Genomic DNA, 22,919 nt, shown 5'->3' on the forward strand with positions numbered 1-22,919 from the left:
ATTATTTAATAGAATAATTTTTTTGTAGATAAAGTAACTCATTTAATGTTATCGCTACCAAAATTTGTTAAAATATAGAATAAAATAATTAATAGGGGTCTTATATTAGTGAATGTATCTAAACGAGCTCGAATAAAAGATGTAGCCGAAAGGGCAGGTGTATCGAGCATGACAGTCTCGAGAGTGCTTAGCCAGGATACTAAGGTGAGTAATGCGAAAAAAGAGTTGGTTATGGAAGCTGTTAAAGCCTTGAATTATCGCCCTAACGTTGCAGCCCGCCGATTAGCGAGTAATAAGTCTTTTTTTATCGGCTTACTTTATTTTGATTCAGATACTTCCTATGTTAGTAAATTTTTATTACGCGGTTTAAAAAGCTGTCGAACGACAGGGCATCACTTAATTGTTGATGAAATAGATGACGATATTGAAAAGTCTCTGGCGTCTGTTACAGACCTAATAGAAGTAACTCAAGTTGATGGACTAATTTTGTTACCGCCTGTTTGTGATAACGTTAAACTACTCGCTACTTTGAAAGAAGCTAATATAACTTTTGTGCGTATTTCCCCTGATACACAATTAAATATATCTCCTTATATATGTATGGACGATTATCAAGCCAGCTTTGAAATGACAGAGCTATTAATTAGTAAAGGTCATACCAAAATAGGGCATATTATTGGTAATACTAACCAAGGGGTAAGTCGATTACGATATCAAGGCTACCTTGATGCATTACGTTCTAATAAAATTAATGTCCCTCCTGAGTATATAGAGCAAGGTTTCTTTACCTATGAATCTGGGTTAGTTGCCGCTAAGAAAATGCTCGCATTAGACGATAAACCAACAGCTATTGTTGCTGCAAACGATGAAATGGCTGCCGCTGTTTTAGCTGTTGCTAATATGAATAGAATTGCAGTACCAGCAGAACTATCAATTACAGGGGTTGATGATGGTAATGTTGCGGTAACCGTTTCTCCTAACTTAACAACCGTTAGGCAGCCAATTCAACAAATGGCTGAGTTAGCGATTGATATTATTGCCTCAGGTAAATTTTCAGATTTATCAAAAGCAAATAATCGTGAGTTTAGAAATGTGCTTGATTTTAAAATTATTGAACGTGAATCAACGGCTGAAGCACCAACGAACTAATCAACCAAAAAATCTCTGTTGACTCAACTAATTAACTCTATCTTATAATTTTTATCTCTATTTAAGAGTCTTTAACACAATGTTTACTATCGGTTTTTTTAAAAAAGCATCGAAACTTGCTTGGCCTATTTCACTACAAAGTATTTTAGTTACCTTACTTGGGATGATCGATATCATTATGGTATCTCATCTTGGAGATAGTGCGGTTGCATCTGTTGGCATTAGTAACCGTATATTTTTTGTATTTTTAATTGTTATTACCGGCATTGCTTCAGGTGTGGGCGTATTATCCTCACAGTACTTTGGCGCCGGGCAAATTAACAGAATAAAAAATACAATTATTATGGCTATAAGCTTTGCTTTAAGCGTACTCTTACCCATTGTTATACTTGCCTTTTATTATGCCGATAGTGTATTGATGCTAGCCAGCTCTGATCCTGAAGTTATCGCTATTGGCGAGCAATATTTATGGATTACTTTTCCCAGTTTATTTTTTCTTGCAGTTATTATTATTTTTGAAAATGCTTTACGCGGCACTGGCCAAGTAAAGTTGCCTATGGTGTTTAGTTCCTTGGCGATTGGTCTAAATGTTGTTTTGAATTACTGGCTGATTAATGGGGGTTTAGGTATTGAGCCTATGGGGGTTAATGGCGCTGCTTGGGCGACTACTATTTCACGCTTAATGCATTTATTAGTGATAGTGTGTTTTTTGAAAAAAATAGCGCATCCCATCTTTCCTCAACGCGCTAGCTTTAGTGAAATTAATGACCGAGTTCAATGGAAGAAATTCATTAAGCTTATTTTTCCTATTATGATCAGCTTTGGTGTTTGGTCTTTAGGCACCTTTGTTTATCAATTAATTTACGGACAAATGGGGACAAAAGAATTAGCAGTAATGAGCATGTTAACGCCAATAGAAGGCGTACTAATGGCATTTTTTATTGGTTTTTCTTCAGCTTGTTCTATTATTGTGGGCAATAAGTTAGGGGCTAATAACTTTAAAGAAGCTTGGCAAACCGGTGTGGTTTTTTCTGTTGGGTCACCTATTATTACGTTTTTATTAGCGTTAATTATATATTCATTTCAAGATGTTATTTTTATGCCGTTTAAGCTAATGGCACAGGATACCCTGGCATTAGCGTCAGACATATTCTTACTTATTATATTTTCGACCTGTATTAAAGTGCTTAATATGACATTGTCGATGGGGATTTTACGTGCGGGAGGTGATAACAAAAAATGTCTATTAATCGACTTTATTGGCCTTTGGGTTGTTAGTATTCCACTGACTTTTTTAGCCGCTTTTTACTTTCAATGGCCATTATTTTGGGTGGTGGTTACGGCTTATTCAGAAGAGTTTTGTAAAGCAGGAATGTTTATCTTTAGAATGAGACAAAAACGTTGGTTAAGAAATCTCGCAGCTGATTAGGTTTTTAAATTTGTACTCTAAATTAGCACTTCAAATTACTACTAAAAGACATAGTTTGTTAACTGCTATGTCTCTGAGCTCAGCTTGTGACCTAAGCTGAGCTATTCTACTGCTTATTCCTACCAACTATTGCTCTGACTAATACTTGTTTACTTCGTTAGTTTATAACTAATGATTGTATTTAGAGGTTGCTCTGGCGAGGTAAAATGAAACGGAAAGTTTACTTGATTAGGACTGTCAGGGCTAAATTGTGGCTCTAAACAAATGCCTTGGTTTTTGGTAAAAGGTGCCTTTAAATGCATACCTGTATATACCTGAACCGCCGGATAATTTGAACTAGCATGTAGTGTTAATTTTTTATCGTTACTCTCAATGCTAGCGAGTTTAAAACAGCTTAAATCAGTTGTGGTATCAGTCAATGAAACAAGAAAGTTATGATCAAGTTGTTGTGAGTTATTGCTTGAAGAAACTTCTTTTGAATATCTAAAATCAAATTCTGTATTTTGTACGGATTTTATTTCGCCAGTAGGAATTCCTTTATCATTAACCGGAGTGTAATGATCGCTAAATATTTGTACATTATGTGCTTTAGGCTGAACATAATGGTCAAGTTCTTTATTTAAATTGAAATAAGGATGAGCCGTCGGGCCAACAATAGTGAATTTCGACGATTCCACATGAATGCTGATGATTAACTCGCTAGCTTCTGAAATATGATACTTAACCTCTACGGTAATACTACCAGGATAACCATTAAACCCATCAGCTAATGTGCAGGTTAGGGTTACCGAGCTTTCATCATGTTGACTACATTGCCAAAATTGGTGAGCTAATGCATTGTCACCACCATGTAATTGATTTTGATCTTCATTAGCCGTTAAAGTAATTTCTTCACCGCCAACTGTACTTCGAGCGAAGGCTATTCTATTCGCGTAAGGCCCAACAATTGCGCCCATATAAAAAGGGTCGGTAAGGTAATCTTCAAGTGTCTTATACCCTAAAACAATATTACGAATTTCATCGTTAACTGTGGTTTGCCAACTTGTCAGGCGTGCGCCAAAGTTTATGATGGTCAATCTATCATTCTGATGATTACTGATATCATATGTTTTAATTTTCGTCATGAGAAACGTAGTTTCCTTATTGTTTTTTAGCTATCCAATTACCTAACATAACCATTACCTATTTTTTACCTAAGCTAGAGAATTATTTCAACCGTTTACGTTCTTGATAAAAGCTCATTAACCCTTTTGTTGAACTGTCATGTTTTTCGTTTATTGTTTCTTTGGCTAACTCCGCTTGAATATTATTAGCAAGGCCTTTACCTAATTCAACTCCCCATTGGTCAAATGAACATATTTTCAAAAGAATACCTTGGGTAAATATTTTATGTTCATATAAAGCAATTAAACTCCCTATTGAACGGGGTGATATACGATCCATCAAAATTGTATTGGTAGGTCTATTGCCTTTATGTACTTTGTGCGGCGCAACTTTATCAATGTATTCGGATGTTCTGCCTTTTGCTTTTAAATCTTCTCTAACTTGTTGCTCATTAACACCTTGCATTAATGCTTGAGTTTGGGCAAAAAAGTTAGCCATAAGAGTTTGATGATGACCTTTTACGGGTGTAACACTCTCTACAGAGCCAATGAAATCTGCCGGAACAATATTATTACTTTGGTGTAAGTATTGATAAAAAGCATGTTGACCATTAATGCCTATTTCGCCCCAAATAGTCGGTACAGTGGGGTATTCAATTGTTTCACCATCCCAAGAAACAGACTTACCATTACTTTCCATTTCAGCTTGTTGTAAATATGCGGACAACATATGTAAAGACTGATCATAAGGGAGTATTGCTTGAGATTGTGCCCCTAGAAAGGTGCAATTCCATAAACTTAATAAAGCTAAAATGACCGGAGCATTATCTTCTAACGGCGCATCACAGAAGTGATTATCAATATCATGCGCTCCTTCTAAAAGCTCAATAAATTTCTCAAAACCAAGATCTATTGCGATAGGTAAACCGATTGCCGACCATAAAGAGAAACGACCGCCAACCCAGTCCCACATATCAAAAATATTTTCTGGTTCGATACCAAACTCAGTCGCATTCTTTTTGTTAGATGAAACGGCAACAAAGTGTTTTGCAATGGCTGAGTCATCAAATGAAGAAGCAACCAACCAACGCATTGCTGTTTTAGCATTAGTCATAGTTTCGGTGGTAGTAAATGTTTTACTCGACACAATGAATAAGGTTTTTTCTGGATTTAAAGGTCTTAATACATTGGCTATTTGAGTGCCATCAACATTTGAAACATAATGCACATTAACACTATTATCACTATATTGTTTAAGTGCTTCTGTAACCATTTGAGGGCCTAAATTAGAACCACCAACACCGATACTAACAACATCGGTAATGCGTTTCCCTGAATATCCTTTCCAGCGTCCTTGACGTATATTGTCTGAAAATATTTTCATTTTATTCAGTGCTTGTTGCACATCTTCGTCAACATTTTTACCTTCAAGGGTAATGGGTTTATGAGAGCGGTTACGCAAAGCAACATGTAATACAGAACGGTCTTCGGTGGGGTTTATACGTTCACCAGCAAACATTTTTTTGCGCCATCCTTCAATGTCACATTCTTTAGCTAGCTCTAAAAGTTTGGTCATGGTTTGCTTGTCGATTACGTTTTTAGAGTAATCAAGTAAGAATGGAGCCAATTTAATAGAAAACTGATTAAAACGTTGAGGATTTTCTTTAAATAAATCACTCATGTGTTGGTTTTTCATTTTTTCGGCGTGATCAACTAATGCCTGCCAGCTTTTCAATGAAGTTCTAGGTTGCATATTCATATTTCCAATGTGATATTAATCTCACTAGTTAGGCTTACTCTTGCTTCGATATAGAATGCTTAACTAGTGAGGTTGGTAATTAGTGCTAACTTTATTTGATTGATAACGTGAGGTATCAACCTAAGCTATTTGATTTCTCTCAATAACCGTTAATGTGGTGGTAATAACATTTTCAGTGGTAAAGCCAAAATGGTTCAATAAATCAGCGCCAGGAGCCGATTCACCAAAAGATCTCATCGCAATTATTTCACCGGTTCTACCGACATATTTATGCCAAAAATCAGCATGTGCCGTTTCAATAGCAACAACAGAAGCAATTGATGCCGGTAAAACACTTTCTCGATAATCACTTGATTGCTGATCAAAAAGGGTAGTACTTGGCATAGAGACAACACGAATGTTTTTTCCCTGCGCGGTTAATGCTTTTGCAGCATCAACTGCTATACCTACTTCAGAGCCTGTGGCAATTAAAATAGCGTCAGGCGTGCTCGCACAATCAACTAAAACATAACCACCTTTGGCAATTGCATTAACTTGCGCACTATCACGCTGTTGATGTGGTAAATTTTGGCGACTAAAGATTAATGCACTTGGGCCATCTTGTTTTTGAATTGACGCTTTCCAAGCAACCGCTGATTCAACGGCATCACATGGGCGCCATGTCGTTAAATTAGGTGTCATGCGCAAGTTAGCTATTTGTTCAATAGGTTGATGAGTAGGACCGTCTTCGCCTTGACCTATAGAGTCGTGGGTATAAACAAATATGTTTTGAATACCCATTAATGCCGACATACGTACCGCATTACGTGCATATTCCATAAACATTAAAAACGTAGCGCCGTAGTTGATGAAACCACCATGCAACGACAAACCATTCATGATGCCGCTCATACCAAATTCACGTACACCGTAGTAAAGATAGTTACCATCTGCATCATCCGCTGAAATGCCTTTTGAACCCGACCATAAGGTTAAGTTAGAGCCCGCTAGATCGGCAGAGCCACCTAATAATTCAGGTAAAATAGCGCCAAATTGTTCAATTGAGTTCTGTGATGCTTTACGGCTAGCAATGTTCTCACCTTGTTGCTGACATTGGCTGATATATTGATCTGCTTTTTGCTCAAATGAGTCAGGTAATTTTTGTTCGATAACACGACGGTTAAATTCACTCGCTAATTCAGGGTAACTTTCTTGGTAAGCTGAAAATAAGCTAGTCCATGCTGACTCTGCAGTATTACCTTTAGCTTTCGCATCCCAACCGTTATAAACGTCTTGTGGAATTTCAAATGGCGCATGTGGCCAGTTTAAAAACTCTCTTGCTGCTGCGATTTCATCGTCACCCAACGGTGCACCATGGCAATCATGTGAGCCCGATTTATTAGGCGAGCCAAAACCAATGGTGGTTTTACAACAAATCATTGTTGGCTTATCTAAAACCGCTTTAGCTTGTTCAATGGCGCTATTGATGGCAATCGGGTCATGGCCATCAACGTCGCTGATCACATGCCAGCCATAAGCTTCAAAGCGAGCAGGGGTGTTGTCGGTAAACCAACCTTCTACTTCACCATCAATTGAAATACCGTTATCGTCCCAAAAGGCGACTAACTTGCCTAAGCCCAGGGTACCGGCTAATGAACAGACTTCATGAGAAATACCTTCCATTAAGCAGCCATCGCCTAGAAAGCAGTAAGTATAGTGATCAACAACATCAAAGTTAGGGCGGTTAAAATGCGCTGCTAATGTTTTTTCAGCGATAGCCATACCCACAGCATTAGAAATACCTGCACCTAATGGTCCTGTTGTTGTTTCAACACCAACGGTATAACCATATTCAGGGTGACCAGGGGTTTTTGAATGTAATTGTCTAAATTGTTTTAATTCATCAATAGGTAAATCATAACCACTTAAATGAAGTAGCGAATAAATTAACATTGAGCCATGACCATTGCTTAATACAAAGCGATCTCTGTCGGTCCAATTAGGATTTAAAGGATTATGTTTTAAGTGATCATTCCATAATACTTCGGCAATGTCTGCCATGCCCATAGGTGCGCCGGGATGACCTGATTTTGCTTTTTGTACTGCATCCATTGTTAAAGTGCGGATGGCATTAGCGAGATGCTGCCTTGAAGACGTCATGATTTTATCCTTTGATTTTGTTGTTTTAACTTAGGTTTAATGAATACGTTATTAGTTTTACATAAATACTAATAACGTATTCATGATTGAAATAACTCAGTGATAGCTTTTAATTACTGGTTATTTCAATCTTCAATAAATATGTAATTATTGTTTAATTAACGCTGTGACCATTTCTTCTAATATGGCTTGGTCTTTAGCAAAGTTTCGAATACCTTCAGATAACTTTTCAGTGGCCATTGCGTCTTCATTGTGCTGCCAAGCAAAGCTTGATTCTGTCAAAGCTGTTATTGCATCACGAGACTGGCTTCTGATTTTCGTTGCATCTAATTTAGTTTCCAAGCAACCTTCAGTCTGTTGTAACTGTGTTAATAATGCGGGTGAAATAGTTAATAAATCACAGCCCGCCAACTCTATTATCTCAGAGGTGTTTCTGAAACTTGCACCCATTACTACTGTGTTGTAGTCATGAGCTTTATAATATTCGTATATGCGAGTAACAGATACTACGCCAGGGTCATCTGCACCGATAAATTCTTTGCCTTCTTTCGCCTTGTACCAATCTAAAATACGACCTACAAAAGGAGAAATTAAGGTGACATTAGCTTCTGCACAGGCTACGGCTTGAGCCATACTGAACAATAAAGTTAAATTACAAGCGATACCTTCTTTTTCTAGCTGTTCAGCAGCTTTAATACCTTGCCAAGTAGAAGCAAGTTTAATTAAAACACGATCTTTTGAAATACCGGCTTTCTCATAAAGAGCAATTAACTTACGACCTTTTTCAATACTTGCTTGCGTATCAAAAGATAGTTTTGCGTCAACTTCTGAAGAAATTCGACCCGGTACATGCTTTAAAATTTCACAGCCAAAGTTAACAATTAACTGATCACAAACATCGTCGATATCGGCTTCGCCATTAACGCTTGATTTTGAAATAGCATCATCAATTAAGTGTTTGTATTGTGGCAGTTTTGCCGCTTGTAAAATAAGAGAAGGGTTAGTTGTGGCATCTACTGGGTTTAATGCTTTAATTGAGTCTACATCACCACTGTCGGCTACAACTTTTGTTACCTTTTTTAATTGTTCTAATAAATTCATGTTATTTAACCTTAAGTAGGTTTAATGAGTACCTGTAATTAAGGACTGCGAATGAGCACTATCGATCATTGGCAATCCTTATATTCAGTTATGTAAACGATTATTTGTTAAAGATTAAACGTATCGATTAACAATATTTTCAAGTAGCTCTTGACGACCAGATACTTGTTTCGGGCTGAGTTTCTTCTCTAAAACTAGTGCAGATAAGCTGTCTAAGCTATGATCACCAGACATGATGCTCTGACCTAAATCACCTTTCCAGCCAGCATAACGCTCATCAACAAACTTAGTTAATGGTGCATCTTCAATTAATTTAGCTGCGTTAAGTAATGCTTTAGCCATGGTATCCATGCCGCCAATGTGACCAATGAATAAATCATCACGTTCACATGATTGACGACGAAGTTTAGTATCGAAGTTAAAACCGCCAGTATCTAAACCGCCCGCTTTTAAGATTTCGTACATAACTAAAGTACATTCAGCAACGTCGTTAGGGAATTGATCTGTGTCCCAACCGTTTTGCATATCACCACGGTTAGCATCAACACTACCCAAAATACCTTCAGCACAAGCAACAGCAATTTCATGATGGAAGCTATGGCCCGCAAGTGTTGCATGGTTTGCTTCAATGTTTACATGAATTTCACCAGCAATACCGTGCTTGTGCAAGAAACCAGCAACAGTTGCGGTATCGTAATCATATTGATGTTTAGTAGGCTCTTGAGGCTTAGGCTCAATTAATAACTTACCTTTAAAACCAATTTTATGTTTATGTTCAATAACCATTTTAAGGAAACGTGCGTATTGCTCGCCTTCTTGTGCAAGGTTTGTATTTAATAACGTATCGTAACCTTCACGACCACCCCAAAGTACGTAATTTTCACCACCTAAACGGTGAGTCACATCCATTGCGTGCTTAACTTGAGCAGCAGCATAAGCATATAGATCTGGGTTAGGGTTAGTAGAACCACCCGCACAAAAACGGGCATTTGAGAATAAGTTAGCTGTTCCCCATAAAAGCTTAATACCCGTACGTTTCATTTCTTTTTCAAAAATAGCCGCAATATGATCTACATTATCGTGGAACTCTTGTAATGAATCGCCTTCAGGCGCGATATCAGCGTCATGAAAACAAAAGTATGGTGCACCTAGTTTTTCGAAGAATTCAAAAGCAACTTTCGCTTTTTGTTCAGCAAGTTCTAATTGGTTACCTGTAGATTTGATCCAAGGACGATCAAACGTACCTTCACCAAAAATATCAAAACCAGTTGAACAAAAGTTGTGCCAGTAACATGCAGCAAAACGAAGGTGTTCTTTCATTGTTTTGCCAAGTACTACTTGGTTTTCATCATAGTAACGAAAAGCTAGTGGGTTAGTGCTATTAGCACCTTCAAATTTGATTTTTTTTACGTTATTAAAAAATTGTTCGCTCATGGTTTTCTCCTAATTGAATTTTTCTGTGTCAATGTATTCGGTTTATAAAATGGTTTAAAATATTAATGTCAGCCTAAAAATGTTCTTTTAAGCTTTGATAAAGCTTTTGGTATTTACGTTTTTGTGCTTCATAGTAGTCGCTCATTACTGGGTCAGGTTCTATAACATGAACTATATCTCCAGCTAGGCACACTGTGCTTGCATCTACTTTATTTACGCCAACTTTAGCTAAACGTGCAGCACCATATGCTGGACCTACTTCGCCACCGTTACGGTAGGTTAATGTTTTGTTTAATACGCTAGCGAGAATTTTTCCCCATAGCTTGCTACGAGATCCGCCACCGATAACTGAAACCGTGTCGATTTGTGTACCTGCTGCTATTAACGCTTCTTGACCATCATTAAATGCGTAAGCTATGCCTTCTAAAACTGCACGACCTAATTCAGCAGCACCAGTGCTGTGGTCTAAGCCAAAGAGAACACCTTGTGCATTCGGGTTGTTGTGAGGAGTACGTTCGCCAGATAAGTAAGGTAAAAAAATGACTGAAGATGGCACTGAAAAATCAAGTTTTTCTACTTTATCTAATAAGCTTTCTTCGTCTTTACAACCCGTTAACTCTGTTACCCAAGTTAAACAACTGGCTGCACTTAAAATCACTGACATTTGATGCCAAGTATTAGGAATACAATGACAGAAAGTATGAACAGCACTGTCTGGATTTGGGTTGTAAGTTTCGTTAGCAACGAAATAAACACCTGATGTACCTAAAGATAAAAAGGCTTCATTCGGGTTAATAACACCAATACCTGCTGCACCAGCGGCATTGTCGCCACCACCAGCAATTACTGGTACTTGGTTCATTCCCCATTGATCTGCAATATCTTTATTTAAGTAACCGGTAATCTCTGTCCCTTCGAATAATATTGGCATTTGTGCAATGGTCAAATCTGTTGCGGTTAGCATTTGCTCAGACCATTGTCTTTTTTCAACATCAAGCCATAACGTGCCAGCACTGTCAGACATGTCTGAAGCAAAATCACCGGTCATTAAAAAGCGTAAATAGTCTTTAGGTAATAAAACTTTAGCCACTTTGTTGAAGTTTTCAGGTTCGTTTTCTTTTAACCAAACCAATTTAGGCGCAGTAAAGCCTGGCATAGCAATGTTGCCAGTAATAGCACGTGTATTAGGTTCACGCGCTTCAATGGTTTTACATTGTGCTTCGCATCGTCCGTCATTCCATAAAATGGCAGGGCGGATAATGTTGTTGTTATTATCAAGTAAAGTAGCACCGTGCATTTGTCCAGATAAGCCAACAGAGACAACAGAAGATAATGCTTCACTGTTTTTAGCTTTTAACGTTGCAATTGCGTCGTTAGTTGCTTGCCACCAGTCACTAGGATCTTGTTCAGACCACAACGGAGCAGGGCGGCTAACCGTTAACGAAGCTGATGCTTGTTCAATAATTTTATCGTTATCATCAAGTAAAATAACTTTTACACCTGAAGTACCTAAATCAATTCCCAAGTACATAAAAACTCTCTAATGAATTATGTTTATTTGTTAGCGCTAACATTAGCATTGAGAAAATCATTTGGCAATGCTTTGTTCTATCATTTATTAGGTTTTTAGAATGCTTGCAATACGTCTTTAATGATTATACTTAGGTTTTCGCATCCTAACTTATTGTTTATTTGACTATTTGGTTTTTTATATTTGTTTATATGGGATGGTATTTTTTTTTATTTTTTTGAACATTAAGTCTTATATTATTACTGAATGTTAGTGTATTTGATAATTAAGGTAGCGCTAACAATTCAATGTTTGTTTGTTGATGCCGGAGAGATAGTTGCCGGATATGCTAGAAACAGAGAAAATGCGCGTGCTTTTGCAAATACATTAATAATGCTTCTGAAGGTTATGAGTCGTTGGTTGATGTTCCTAATGTAGACATTGTTTATATTGTTACACCTTATAATTTCCATGTTGATATTGTGCGTGATGCTTTCAACCCTGGAATATCGGTATTGTATGAAAAGCCAATTGCCATAAGTAGTAAAGAAAGTAAGTAATTTATTGACTTAGCAAAGCACAAACAGCTTTTTTAATGGCCGAGATGTGGGCTTACACTTTACCCGACATTATTACAGCAAAACAATTAAAGCAAAACAATGGGTGAAAGAAGGGCGCATAGATAAAGTTAAGCATATAAAATCTGACATTTTATCCTATGCCTTATCAATTAGAACCTTTGGAATATAGAATTGACTTAGCAAGTGGATATCTATTAGATATGGGTATTTATCCGCTCGCACTTGCTCATTTTTTTCAAACGATGCGATGTGCAAATTGTGTCTGTTTTTCTTTATAATTGATAATTGATAAGCAAATTTATTTTTTGAATTTTTCTTCTAAAATTAGGTTTATCTAACGATGTATTTAATATTGCTTAATAAATCTCTTGTAACTCAAGCAAAATAAACTTTCTGGTAATAAATTGAAACCAGTGGATTCATGGCGTGCTTTGTATTTTAAGTCATTTAAACTCGCAGCTAGAATATCAGCGTGATCGAACACCAAAGTAGCTAAGTTGTAAACATCAAACTATTCACACTCAAGTACATTTTTACCACTAATTAAATTAGCTTCTTTATGCTTAACTAAAGAATAAAAAACAATAGTAATAATTCGACTGACTGGATACTTACAGGTTCATTTTTACTTGTGGGTAATAAGTGTGTTAATTATCTAACTAAAATAGAAATGAAAATGAAAATGAAAATGAAAAGGGAGAGGTTAACCTCTCCCTTTTTTCCTTAAATATACTTATTAACAGCTCAAGTTAAAAATTATAAGTTAGGCCTACTTGTATACGGCGATCATTCAAGAAGCTTGAACGCTGATAGCGTGTACCGGCTTCATCAACCTGCGTTTCTGACTTGTTCTTCGTATCAGTGATGTTGGCAACTAGCAAATTCGCCGTTAAATTGTCACTAAAGTGATATCTAACAGATGCATCGAAAAATCCAGTGGCTTTTTGGAAAACTGGGTTACCAGTTACAAAGTCGCGATATGAATTCAGATACTCTGAACGATAGTTATAAATTAAACGAACTTCTAAGTCATCATCTTGATAAATACCAATTAGGTTACCTGTGTGCTCTGATTGCCCAAGCAGATTATCTAAACCGAAACGGAAAGTAGTATCAGCCGAATCAGGTACACCATCGTCATCAGCATCTAAAAACTGTGGCGGTGGTGTTGCTGATGCGTCAACAAAGGTGTAGTTGGCTTGAATACCAAAATTGGCCCATATGCCCGGTAAACTAGTAAAGAAGTCTTGATAAGCGACTTCAAAACCAGTAACTTCAGCTTCGGCTAAATTAAGTTGACCGTTGAAGTTAACATTAACTTGTGTGTTGTCTAAGTTAATAGTGCTAACCGGCTTTACGCCATATTGTACGATGTTTTCAATATCTTTATGAAATACACCAAAGGTAACAAAGCCTGTTTCGAAGTACCATTCATATGAAATGTCATAGCTATTCGCAGTAGTCGATACAAGATCTGGATTACCACCATTTATGCGGATATTTGATAAACTGCCATCTATTAAACCACGAGGTGCAAAATTAGCCGGGTCATTGGGATCATAATCCGGGTCATTGGGATCAATATTAACGAAACGAGATACACTCGTCTTGGCACTTATTGACTGCGTCGCACTTAGATCTGACATGTTTGGACGAGTAAGACCTTTGCTCGCACCAAAACGGATGAGCATATCATCGTTAAGGTTCAATTTAACATTTATTGAAGGTAACCAATGTTCTTCTGATACGTCAACTCTTCGAGAAGAGTCTGCTGCTTGTAGATACGCTTCTGTCTCAGGCAAAAAGTCATTTATTTCATCTGTATCTTCAACTGGGTAAGGGAAAGTCTGCTCCACTCCATCTATTTCGACAGTATAGTCACCTTCCTGTTCATCTATGCCGAATTGGTTATAACTAAGCACCCCATTTGAACCTAATGTGTTTTTAACATAACGTAAACCAACATTACCTGATAAGTACATTCCATTGTCAAAGTCTTGAGCAAAATTTACCATAGCATATAAATTGATGGTTTCTTCAACAACATCGGCAATACCGCCTGGCTGATAAATTTTAGTATAGTTACCATCTCTTGAGCGACGCAGTAAGTCCGAACTAGCTGGATTTTCAGGGTTAAGATTAGTATCAGCCGCGAATGGCGAATATTGTGAATGTGCGAAATCAGGCTCAGCCTGTAAGTAATCGTAGAATAAATGTGGGTTACGTAATAGGTCAGCATTAGCATAAAGTAGTGAGGTATTTGCACCACCTACCACACCACCACGAAAGAAATCACTGAAATCTACTTCTTCGTAAATATTTTTCTCTAACGAGTTTAAAGGAGCTACGCCACCGCCCCATAACGGAGTGACGCCTTTCCAGTTGCCATCTGCTTCTTTGTTGATTTGTTCACGTTCAGAGTAGCGTGCGCCCATTTTAACAGACTGAAACCAACCGTCTGAGTCGTCAAGTGCATATTCAACGTCAAGCTTAGCCGCTTGTAAATCGCCTTTGCCTTCTTTGAATGAGTCGTTTGCAAAACCAACATAAGAACCGCCAGGGTCTGCCGGACTAGTAGGCGCTAAGTTTGAACCTTGAACTGTGCCAAGGTCTTCGATGCGGTTAGTGATGTTATTACGCGGATCAACAGAAAATTCTAAATATGGGTTATCTAAACTAGGACGAGAAAACACGTTTAAGAAAGTATTTACACCAATCCATTGTTCTTCGAAAGATGCTTCGGCCGTTGTTCTATGGGCATCAAATTCTACAGTCAATTGGTCAGTAGCACGCCATTTAACGTTAATGCTAACATCATCAGTTTCTGAATATTCTTGCTTACCTATGCCTAGGTTAGACACTCGCAATCCGTAAGCGCCAGCCCAGCTTCTAAAATCATCTGTAATCAGGCCCTCTTCAAATATACCACCAGTAACGGGGATTAACTCGTCACATTCACCAGCAGGACTTTCGTTGCTCCCATTACATAAAGGGATACCGCCTGACTCAAATGGTGACACCACTAATTCACTAACCTCTACCCCTCCTGATCTCACCGTCTCAGCGTCAGCATACCACTCAGAGGTGCGTTCAAGACCATTCACCCGATTTTCTACGGTTACGTATTTAACCAATACTTCAACATTGTCGTCAGCACTACGCCATTGACCCGCAAGGTAGATACTTTCTCTATCGCGATCAACTTCGTTTGTACGTAAATTGAAACCAGGTGCTAAAGCAACAGTCCCTAAAGGCCCTTGACCATCAGCATAACTAGAGGCCGGAATATTATCACGAGGAACAAGCGTCCCTGCTTGGTAACCATTAATGTTTGACTGTAATTCAGATGAAGAATATGAGCCTACAAATCCAAATTTGCCGTTATCGGTATCAAAGTTTTTACCAAATATACCACTAAATGTCGGGCTAAATTCTTCGCGTATATCAGTATAAACAGTATCAACAGAAATTTGCGCTATGCCGTCTTCATTATCGAATGGTGCAAGTGTTTGTAGATTAATTGTTCCGCCAATACCACCTTCAATAAGGTCAGCTTGTTGGTTTTTAAAAACGTCTACGCGCCCGACAAGTTGTGTAGGTACAGCAGACCAATCTAGTGCTCTGCCGCCGTTTGCTGAAAAGGCATCGCGTCCGTTAAATTCTGAACGAATAAAACCAAGACCCCGAATTAAGTTACCTGAACCTTCTGGAGAAGGAAAATCGCCAGCAGTTCCACCAGCGGTAAAACGAGAAACAGTAAGACCTGGTATACGCGAAAGAGCCTCAGCAACTGACAAGTCAGGAATGGCAGATGCGTCAGATGCGGTAATTGAGTCGACAAATGTTGATGATTCACGTTTGATTTCAGCTGCGTTGGCTAGCGCACCACGAATACCAGTAACGCTAATAACTTCTATTTGCTTCGCTTCGCTTTTAACCTCTATTTCCTTCGCTTCGCTTTCTTCAGCATAGCCTATAGTTGATAGGGTCATTGATCCTATCGCAGCTAAGATGGAGGTAGCTAATATCTTTTTATTAAACATATATTTCCCCGATTGTTTTATATTTATTCTATTATTGTCTATATGACAATTACACTTTTAACATAATATATTCATAATGACAATAAGTCACTTTGGTATATTCGATATAAAAATAAAGTGCTTTAACAAAAATTATTTTATAATTCTCGATTTTAATTACATTATGCTATATGTTTAATAATAATAAAATGTTAGCGCGAACATTTTGTAAATGACATTATTTAACCTTTATTAACAATGTTTTTTTGTTTGCGGTATTTATAAGAACTAAAGCGAAATTTAGTAATAAAAAACAGGTCGAATTATGCACTTATGTATAGTGGGAGGAGGCTCTGCTGGATGGATGACAGCGGCAGCACTTGCAAAGAAATTTTCAAGACTAAAACTTCAAATTACCCTTGTCGAATCCCAAGAGATTGGCACGGTTGGGGTTGGTGAAGCCACTTTGCCACATATAAGATTCTTCAATCAGACTTTAGGCATAGACGAGCGCGATTTTATGCGTAAAACCAAAGCAACATTTAAATTAGGCATCGAGTTTGTTGACTGGGGAAGCAAGGGAGATAGTTATATTCATCCTTTTGGTGACTTTGGCGAAAAAATAAATTCAGTCGACTTTTATCAGTATTGGTTGTTAGCTCAAAAAAATAATGACATGGGTAAATTAGAAGACTATGCATTTGGTATTGCCGCTGCAAAATCTAACAAATTCACTATACCTGAGTTGGGAGCACCAGATTTAAAAAACTCTTTTGGTTATGCCTATCAATTTGATTCAAGCTTGTATGCTAAATACTTACGCGAATTTTCATGCAAACTCGGGGTTAATACAATAGAAGGTAAAGTCGTTAACACCTCATTAAATGAGACAAATGGAAATATTTCAGCATTAACACTGGAGAATGGCCAACGTATTAGCGCCGACTTATTTGTTGATTGTTCAGGTTTTCGTGGTTTACTGATTGAGCAAAGTCTACAATCTGGCTATCAAGATTGGTCTAACTGGTTACCCTGTGACCGAGCTATTGCTGTGCCTTGTGAACGTACGCAGCAGCTTACTCCTTATACGCGCTCAACCGCTAAAGAAGCTGGTTGGATATGGCGAATTCCGTTACAGCATCGCACAGGGAATGGTCATGTTTATTGCAGTCAGTTTATTAGTGACGACGCAGCTCAACATTCACTATTAGAGCAATTAGACGGAAAAGTTTTGGCTGAGCCTCGTAAACTTAGATTTAAAACAGGCCGTAGAAATCACTTTTGGAAAAACAATGTTATTGCTATCGGATTGTCGGCAGGCTTTTTAGAGCCACTCGAATCAACATCCATTCACTTAATTCAAGAAGGCATTACTAAGTTAATCGAGCTATTTCCCGCGTTTGATGATCAACAAACCACCTCAAATACACTAACAATAGATGAACTAGATATTACAGAATACAATGCCCAGATGAGCTTAGAATATGAGCGCATTCGAGATTTTCTATTATTACACTATGTTGCAAATGACCGAAGTGATAGCCCTCTGTGGGCATATTTTAAAAATATGACACTCCCAGATAGCCTGCAAGAGAAACTAGATTTGTGGATGCATCGAGCCTACATTCAACGCTATGAAATAGGCGCATTTTTACCACCAAGTTGGGTTGCAGTTCTGCTTGGACAAAACTTGATACCGCATAATGTCGATCCTAGGGTGCAAGCGTTTGGTACTAGTGATATACGTTCTAAAGCAAATGCGATGCGCGAAGATATCAAGCTAGGTTTACATCAGGCTGAAGGTCATCAGGCTTTTTTGAACCGCTATATATCATGACTTTGCGATGTATCGTAAGGAATGTCGTAAGGAATATTGTAAATGAATGAAAATGATGTGCACGAGGCCAACTACGTTAATAGTGCGAATCCGAAAAAGCTAGATATTGTGATATATGGCCACAGCATTGCTGCTTTTATATCCGCTTTGACAATCCATAATGCACTTTCAGATCACGTTACGCTTTCCCTGATATTACCTGCTGATCAGGCGCATAGCGATATACTGTATGGTGGTACGACTGCGCCTGATGCTTATAATCTTCATTTGGCAATGGATATTTCTGAGCCGGAGTTATTTCAAGAAACTAACTCAAGTTTTTCGTTTGGAACGCATTATCAAAATTGGAACGGGGGGGATTAGACTGGGTGCAAGCGTTTAGTTTACCGTTTACTTTACAGTACGGTATGGGCTTCCACCAGGTCCTGTTAAAGCACAAGCAAAACTTACAAGCTTACTTAGTGGGCGCCCAATCTGTGTTACATGATAAGTTTGCTCATCCACCGCAAAATCAACCTGCATCGCCATTGTCTAGGGCTGAATATGGCTATAATTTTGATTATCAAAACTACGCACGGTTTTTACTAAAAAAGATTAAGCAGAGAAAAATAAGACTGATTCAATCAGATTTTTTAGAAGCCAAAGTTGCGGATGAGCATATTACTAGCTTACGACTAAATGACGGCTCGTGCATTGAGTCCGATTTATTCATAGACTGTTCGGGTACTGACGCTAGGTTAATGAGCACTTTGGGCGTAAAAAAGCGAGTACATTCTAAAATAAACCTTTCGTTATTAACTAACGAAAATGACACCCAAATGAAACCATGTAACATAGTGTCTGGGCATGGGAATGCTTGGCAGTCGAGGCTTTACTTACAAAGTTCTAGCCAGATATTACAAGCGGCTAGTGCTGTAAATAGCGCTGATAACAGTACTGAGAATAGCGCTAAAGATACCTCTGCAGAAAATAGAAGTTCTGCCAACACAATCACATCAATTAGCGCTGACATTGGTGAACAAGAGCAAGCTTGGGTAGGTAATTGTGTTGCAATCAGCCTGAGTGCAGCTGTTCTTGAACCATTTTCAAATGCACCTTTTAGATTGCTTAAGCTTGATGTAGACCGCCTCCTAGCGCTAATTCCTATCTCGAATAATATGCGCATGGAACAAAAAGAGTACAATCGGCGCTTTAGTTTGGACGTTCAACACGCCAGACTATTTAACTTGGCATTGACCGATACAAGGCATTTTTTGCAACATGAGCATTCCACGAAAAATCAGCTTCTTGCTACTGATGTTGATAGTGATACACAAGCATTACTTGATAGAAAATTAGCACAATATTTGCACCGTGGATTAATGGTTGCCTACGATTATGAGCCTTTCAATACCGAAGATTGGATAATACTTCACTTTGGTATGAGGCGATTTCCAAGACGCCTCGATAGTCTATGCGACAACATCGACAATTCAAATGTTAAACAGCATTTATTGCATACAAAAAATGCAATAGCAGCCGTTGTGCCCAAAATGCCACCATGTTCACTATATACACAAAAGTTTTTGAATTATTTAAAGAGGCAACCATGAATCAGTCATCTACCAATCGTATCCGCAAAATTGTTATAGCTGGCGGAGGAACTGCAGGTTGGATGTCTGCGGCGGCGCTTTCAAGCATGCTAAGGCCTGATGACGTACAAATTGTACTAGTAGAATCTGAAGAAATAGGCACGGTTGGTGTAGGTGAAGCGACCATTCCCGATATTATAAGTTTCAATCGCATGTTGGGCATTGATGAAGCTGAATTTTTAAAGGCGACAAACGCTACTTTTAAGCTGGGCATAGAGTTTAGTGATTGGGGTAAACTTGGAGATAAATACTTTCATCCATTTGGTAACCACGGCGCAGACATGAACGGTATTGATTTTCATCAATATTGGCTGCATACCAGGCAAGCGGGAAACACCAATAGTTTGGAAGAATATAGCATGTGTGCGGTAGCGGCTAAAAGTATGAAGTTTGCGCTACCTAACGATAATCCACGGTCACTTTTATCGCAAATTGGTTATGCCTACCATTTTGATGCCACTGCATACGCTTTGTTTCTAAGAAACTACGCCCAAAAGCGCGGCGTAATACGAATCGAAGGGCGTATCGATCTAGTTTTGCTTAATGAGCAAACTGAAAATATTTCTGCACTTGTCATGCAAAACAATGAGCGTGTTGAGGGTGATTTCTTTTTTGATTGCACGGGTTTTAAGTCTAAGCTGTTAGGTGAAACACTGGGCGTACCATTTCACGATTGGTCAAAGTGGCTGCCATGCAACAGTGCTCAAGCAGTGCCAAGCGAACGCCGTGGTGAATTACTACCTTACACTAAGTCGATGGCCAAAACCGCTGGTTGGCAATGGCGTATTCCGACTCAGCATAGAACTGGAAATGGTCATATTTATAGCACTGATTTTATGAATGATCAGCAAGCTACAGATATACTTATGCAGGGACTTGATGCTCCAGCACTTTCTGATCCACGTACCCTAAGATTTACCACGGGGTGCCGCGATAAATTCTGGCATAAAAACTGTTTGGCAATTGGTCTTGCGAGCGGTTTTCTAGAACCTTTAGAATCGACTTCTATTTTCTTAATACAACAAGGGATCAGCCGCTTTATTTCGTTATATCCGTCTTTAACGCCGGCTCCTAAAGTAGTAGAAGAATACAATCGTTTAATGACTCGTGAATTTCATCAAGTTAGAGATTTTATTATATTGCATTACAAAGCTACACAACGCACAGACAGTGAGTTTTGGCGCTATTGTAAAAACATGTCGATACCTGACTCTTTGCAACACAAAATGGAGTTATTTCAGTGCGCTGGACGAGTATTTAGAGATGATCATGAGTTATTCTCAACTTCTAGCTGGGTAGCTGTGATGTTGGGTCAAAACATTTATCCTGAAACAGCTGACCCAATGTTGCTTGGAGTGCCTATTCAAAACATTGAACAGAGCTTACAAAGTATGCAACGTGCAATGCAACAAACAAGCTTGCAAATGCCAACCCATGCCGAGTTTATAAAAAACTATGCTGGCTCTTCGGTTTAAATTCTAAGGTTAAGCAGGTAATTAAGCAGGTCGTTTAGACGTTAATTAAATAGGTAATTTTATGCAAAGTATGGACGTTAAAAATGTCGTCATTGTCGGTGGTGGAACTGCAGGGTGGATGTCAGCAGCAGCGATGTCGAAACTACTCGGTAGCAAAAAAATTAATATACGCGTAATCGAATCTGAATCGATAGGCACAGTAGGCGTTGGGGAAGCCACCGTCCCGCATATTCAGTATTTTAATCGACTATTAGGCATAGATGAAAATAGTTTTATTAAAAAAACAAATGCGACCTTTAAATACGGGATCGAGTTTGTTGACTGGCATAAACGTGGTGAGTCTTATTTTCATTCATTTGGCCCTTATGGAATGGATATGGAAGGTATTCATTTTCATCATATGTGGTTACGCCAACAGCAAGCAGGTACTGCCAAGCCAATCGACGAATTTAACCTACAGATTCAAGCAGCCAAGGCGGGAAAATACATGCCTGCACGTCCTGAGTTGCAGGGTAGTCCATTAAGCGCGCTTTCGTATGCATTTCAATTTGACGCGGCATTATATGCTGCCTTTTTACGAGATTATTCCGAAAAGAACGGGGTGACTAGAATCGAGGGAAAAATTGTTAACGTTACTCAAGCTGCAAATACTGGTCATATTGAATCGGTTACATTGGAAGATGGCGAATGTATTAAGGGTGACTTGTTTATTGATTGTTCTGGCTTTAAGGGCTTATTGATCGAAGAAACGTTAAAAACTGGATATGATGACTGGTCACTTTACTTGCCTTGTGACAGTGCTGTTACACGCCTTAGCGAGCGTATGGCCGAGCTTCCTCCATATACTCGAGCGACGGCTAAAGCGGCAGGTTGGCAGTGGCGGATTCCTCTACAGTCGAGAACGGGTAATGGCTATGTTTACTCAAGCCAATTTTTAAGTGATGAGGATGCAATCGAAAGCTTAAACAAAGACCTTGATACCGCCCCAATATCAGATCCTCGTCAGTTGAAGTTTAAAACAGGTATTAGAAAGCAGACGTGGAACAAAAATGTGGTTTCGATAGGTCTTTCTTCTGGTTTTTTAGAGCCGCTTGAATCGACATCGATCCACTTAATACAAACCGCTATTGCAAGATTAATGACTAACTTCCCAGATATGTCATTTAATCAACCGGATATTGATTACTATAATGAGCGAACCAAGGCTGAGTATATGCAAATTAGAGATTTCTTAATTCTGCATTATAAAGCAACTACACGGGACGATAGCCCTTTTTGGGACTACGTACGCGAAATGGATATTCCAGTGTCGTTAGAGAAGCGCATAGCTATTTACAAGGAAAACGCGCGTTTATATAGCGAAGACAAAGTGTTATTTAATCACAGCAGTTGGTTTGCAGTATTTAATGGTCAAGGTATTCACCCGCAACGTTATCATCCTATCGCCAATTTTTTAGAAGAAAAAGAGATGGAAAGGCGTATGGCTGAAATTCACACCGTGACACAAAAATGCTTAAGCATTATGCCATCACATGATGAGTTTTTATCGAAGATGATTTAGCTTCGCTAACCAACAATACAGAAAAGGTTTTATGTATTAAAGACGCTTATTTTACTAGCTAAGTTAATTCTTTGTTGTGGTATTACTTTATTTAAATGCAAAAAGTTGAACGTTCAAACTTTATGGTAATCGCGTATTTAGTCGTTTTAATTCAATACTATTGGTAAGTTATCATTATATTCATAATA

The 22,919-nt window shown here is 38.4% G+C and carries 14 protein-coding genes and 1 pseudogene; 7 read left to right on the forward strand and 8 right to left on the reverse strand.

The window, feature by feature from the left end; genetic code table 11:
- Positions 1–108 precede the first annotated feature (108 nt).
- Positions 109–1,149, forward strand: a complete 1,041-nt coding sequence (locus A3Q33_RS17485) for a LacI family DNA-binding transcriptional regulator (protein ID WP_155866799.1) — start codon at positions 109–111, stop codon at positions 1,147–1,149.
- A gap of 79 nt (positions 1,150–1,228) precedes the next feature.
- On the forward strand, positions 1,229–2,578 hold the full coding sequence (locus A3Q33_RS17490; RefSeq protein WP_081181064.1) for an MATE family efflux transporter: 1,350 nt from the start codon (positions 1,229–1,231) through the stop codon (positions 2,576–2,578).
- 149 nt (positions 2,579–2,727) lie between these two features.
- On the opposite strand, the gene A3Q33_RS17495 is transcribed toward A3Q33_RS17490, so the two are convergent.
- The 6 genes from A3Q33_RS17495 to xylB all read right to left on the reverse strand — a co-directional run bounded on the left by A3Q33_RS17495 (position 2,728) and on the right by xylB (position 11,645).
- Positions 2,728–3,702, reverse strand: coding sequence for an aldose epimerase family protein (locus A3Q33_RS17495; protein WP_081181065.1), 975 nt, complete (start codon positions 3,700–3,702; stop codon positions 2,728–2,730).
- Between the two features lie 82 nt (positions 3,703–3,784).
- Positions 3,785–5,434 carry a glucose-6-phosphate isomerase gene (pgi, locus tag A3Q33_RS17500; RefSeq protein WP_081181066.1) on the reverse strand — a complete coding sequence of 550 codons (1,650 nt, stop codon included), beginning with the start codon at positions 5,432–5,434 and terminating at the stop codon, positions 3,785–3,787.
- Between the two features lie 126 nt (positions 5,435–5,560).
- Entirely contained in the window at positions 5,561–7,579 is a 2,019-nt protein-coding gene (tkt, locus tag A3Q33_RS17505; RefSeq protein ID WP_081181067.1) for a transketolase, read from the reverse strand.
- Positions 7,580–7,726: 147 nt separating this feature from the next.
- A complete protein-coding gene (gene tal, locus A3Q33_RS17510) occupies positions 7,727–8,680 on the reverse strand; it encodes a transaldolase (protein ID WP_081181068.1) in 954 nt (317 codons plus the stop codon).
- A 114-nt stretch (positions 8,681–8,794) separates the two neighbouring features.
- Positions 8,795–10,114, reverse strand: coding sequence for a xylose isomerase (xylA, locus tag A3Q33_RS17515; RefSeq protein ID WP_081181069.1), 1,320 nt, complete (start codon positions 10,112–10,114; stop codon positions 8,795–8,797).
- A gap of 73 nt (positions 10,115–10,187) precedes the next feature.
- Complete coding sequence (gene xylB, locus A3Q33_RS17520) at positions 10,188–11,645, reverse strand: xylulokinase (RefSeq protein ID WP_081181070.1); 1,458 nt, start codon at positions 11,643–11,645, stop codon at positions 10,188–10,190.
- Between the two features lie 395 nt (positions 11,646–12,040).
- On the opposite strand from xylB, the gene A3Q33_RS17525 reads away from it, so the two are divergent.
- Positions 12,041–12,184, forward strand: a complete 144-nt coding sequence (locus tag A3Q33_RS17525) for a Gfo/Idh/MocA family oxidoreductase (protein ID WP_196797992.1) — start codon at positions 12,041–12,043, stop codon at positions 12,182–12,184.
- 293 nt (positions 12,185–12,477) lie between these two features.
- Here A3Q33_RS17525 and A3Q33_RS21155 read toward each other — a convergent pair whose 3' ends face one another.
- Both A3Q33_RS21155 and A3Q33_RS17530 read right to left on the reverse strand, forming a co-directional pair.
- Positions 12,478–12,558 carry a hypothetical protein gene (locus A3Q33_RS21155; protein WP_502687251.1) on the reverse strand — a complete coding sequence of 27 codons (81 nt, stop codon included), beginning with the start codon at positions 12,556–12,558 and terminating at the stop codon, positions 12,478–12,480.
- 396 nt (positions 12,559–12,954) lie between these two features.
- Positions 12,955–16,248: a TonB-dependent receptor gene (locus A3Q33_RS17530; RefSeq protein ID WP_081181072.1), complete on the reverse strand. Its 3,294-nt coding sequence runs from the start codon at positions 16,246–16,248 to the stop codon at positions 12,955–12,957.
- 304 nt (positions 16,249–16,552) lie between these two features.
- On the opposite strand from A3Q33_RS17530, the gene A3Q33_RS17535 reads away from it, so the two are divergent.
- From A3Q33_RS17535 to A3Q33_RS17555, 4 genes and pseudogenes are all read left to right on the forward strand, one after another.
- On the forward strand, positions 16,553–18,064 hold the full coding sequence (locus A3Q33_RS17535) for a tryptophan halogenase family protein (protein ID WP_081181073.1): 1,512 nt from the start codon (positions 16,553–16,555) through the stop codon (positions 18,062–18,064).
- Positions 18,065–18,106: 42 nt separating this feature from the next.
- Positions 18,107–19,656: pseudogene (locus tag A3Q33_RS17545) on the forward strand (tryptophan 7-halogenase).
- The gene (locus A3Q33_RS17550) at positions 19,653–21,170 is read left to right on the forward strand and encodes a tryptophan halogenase family protein (RefSeq protein ID WP_081181076.1); all 1,518 of its coding nucleotides are present in this window, start codon (positions 19,653–19,655) and stop codon (positions 21,168–21,170) included. Before A3Q33_RS17545 ends, A3Q33_RS17550 begins: the two are co-directional and overlap by 4 nt.
- 61 nt (positions 21,171–21,231) lie before the next feature.
- Positions 21,232–22,731: a tryptophan halogenase family protein gene (locus A3Q33_RS17555; protein ID WP_081181077.1), complete on the forward strand. Its 1,500-nt coding sequence runs from the start codon at positions 21,232–21,234 to the stop codon at positions 22,729–22,731.
- Positions 22,732–22,919: the final 188 nt, after the last annotated feature.

Source organism: Colwellia sp. PAMC 21821 (assembly GCF_002077175.1).
GTDB lineage: Bacteria > Pseudomonadota > Gammaproteobacteria > Enterobacterales > Alteromonadaceae > Cognaticolwellia.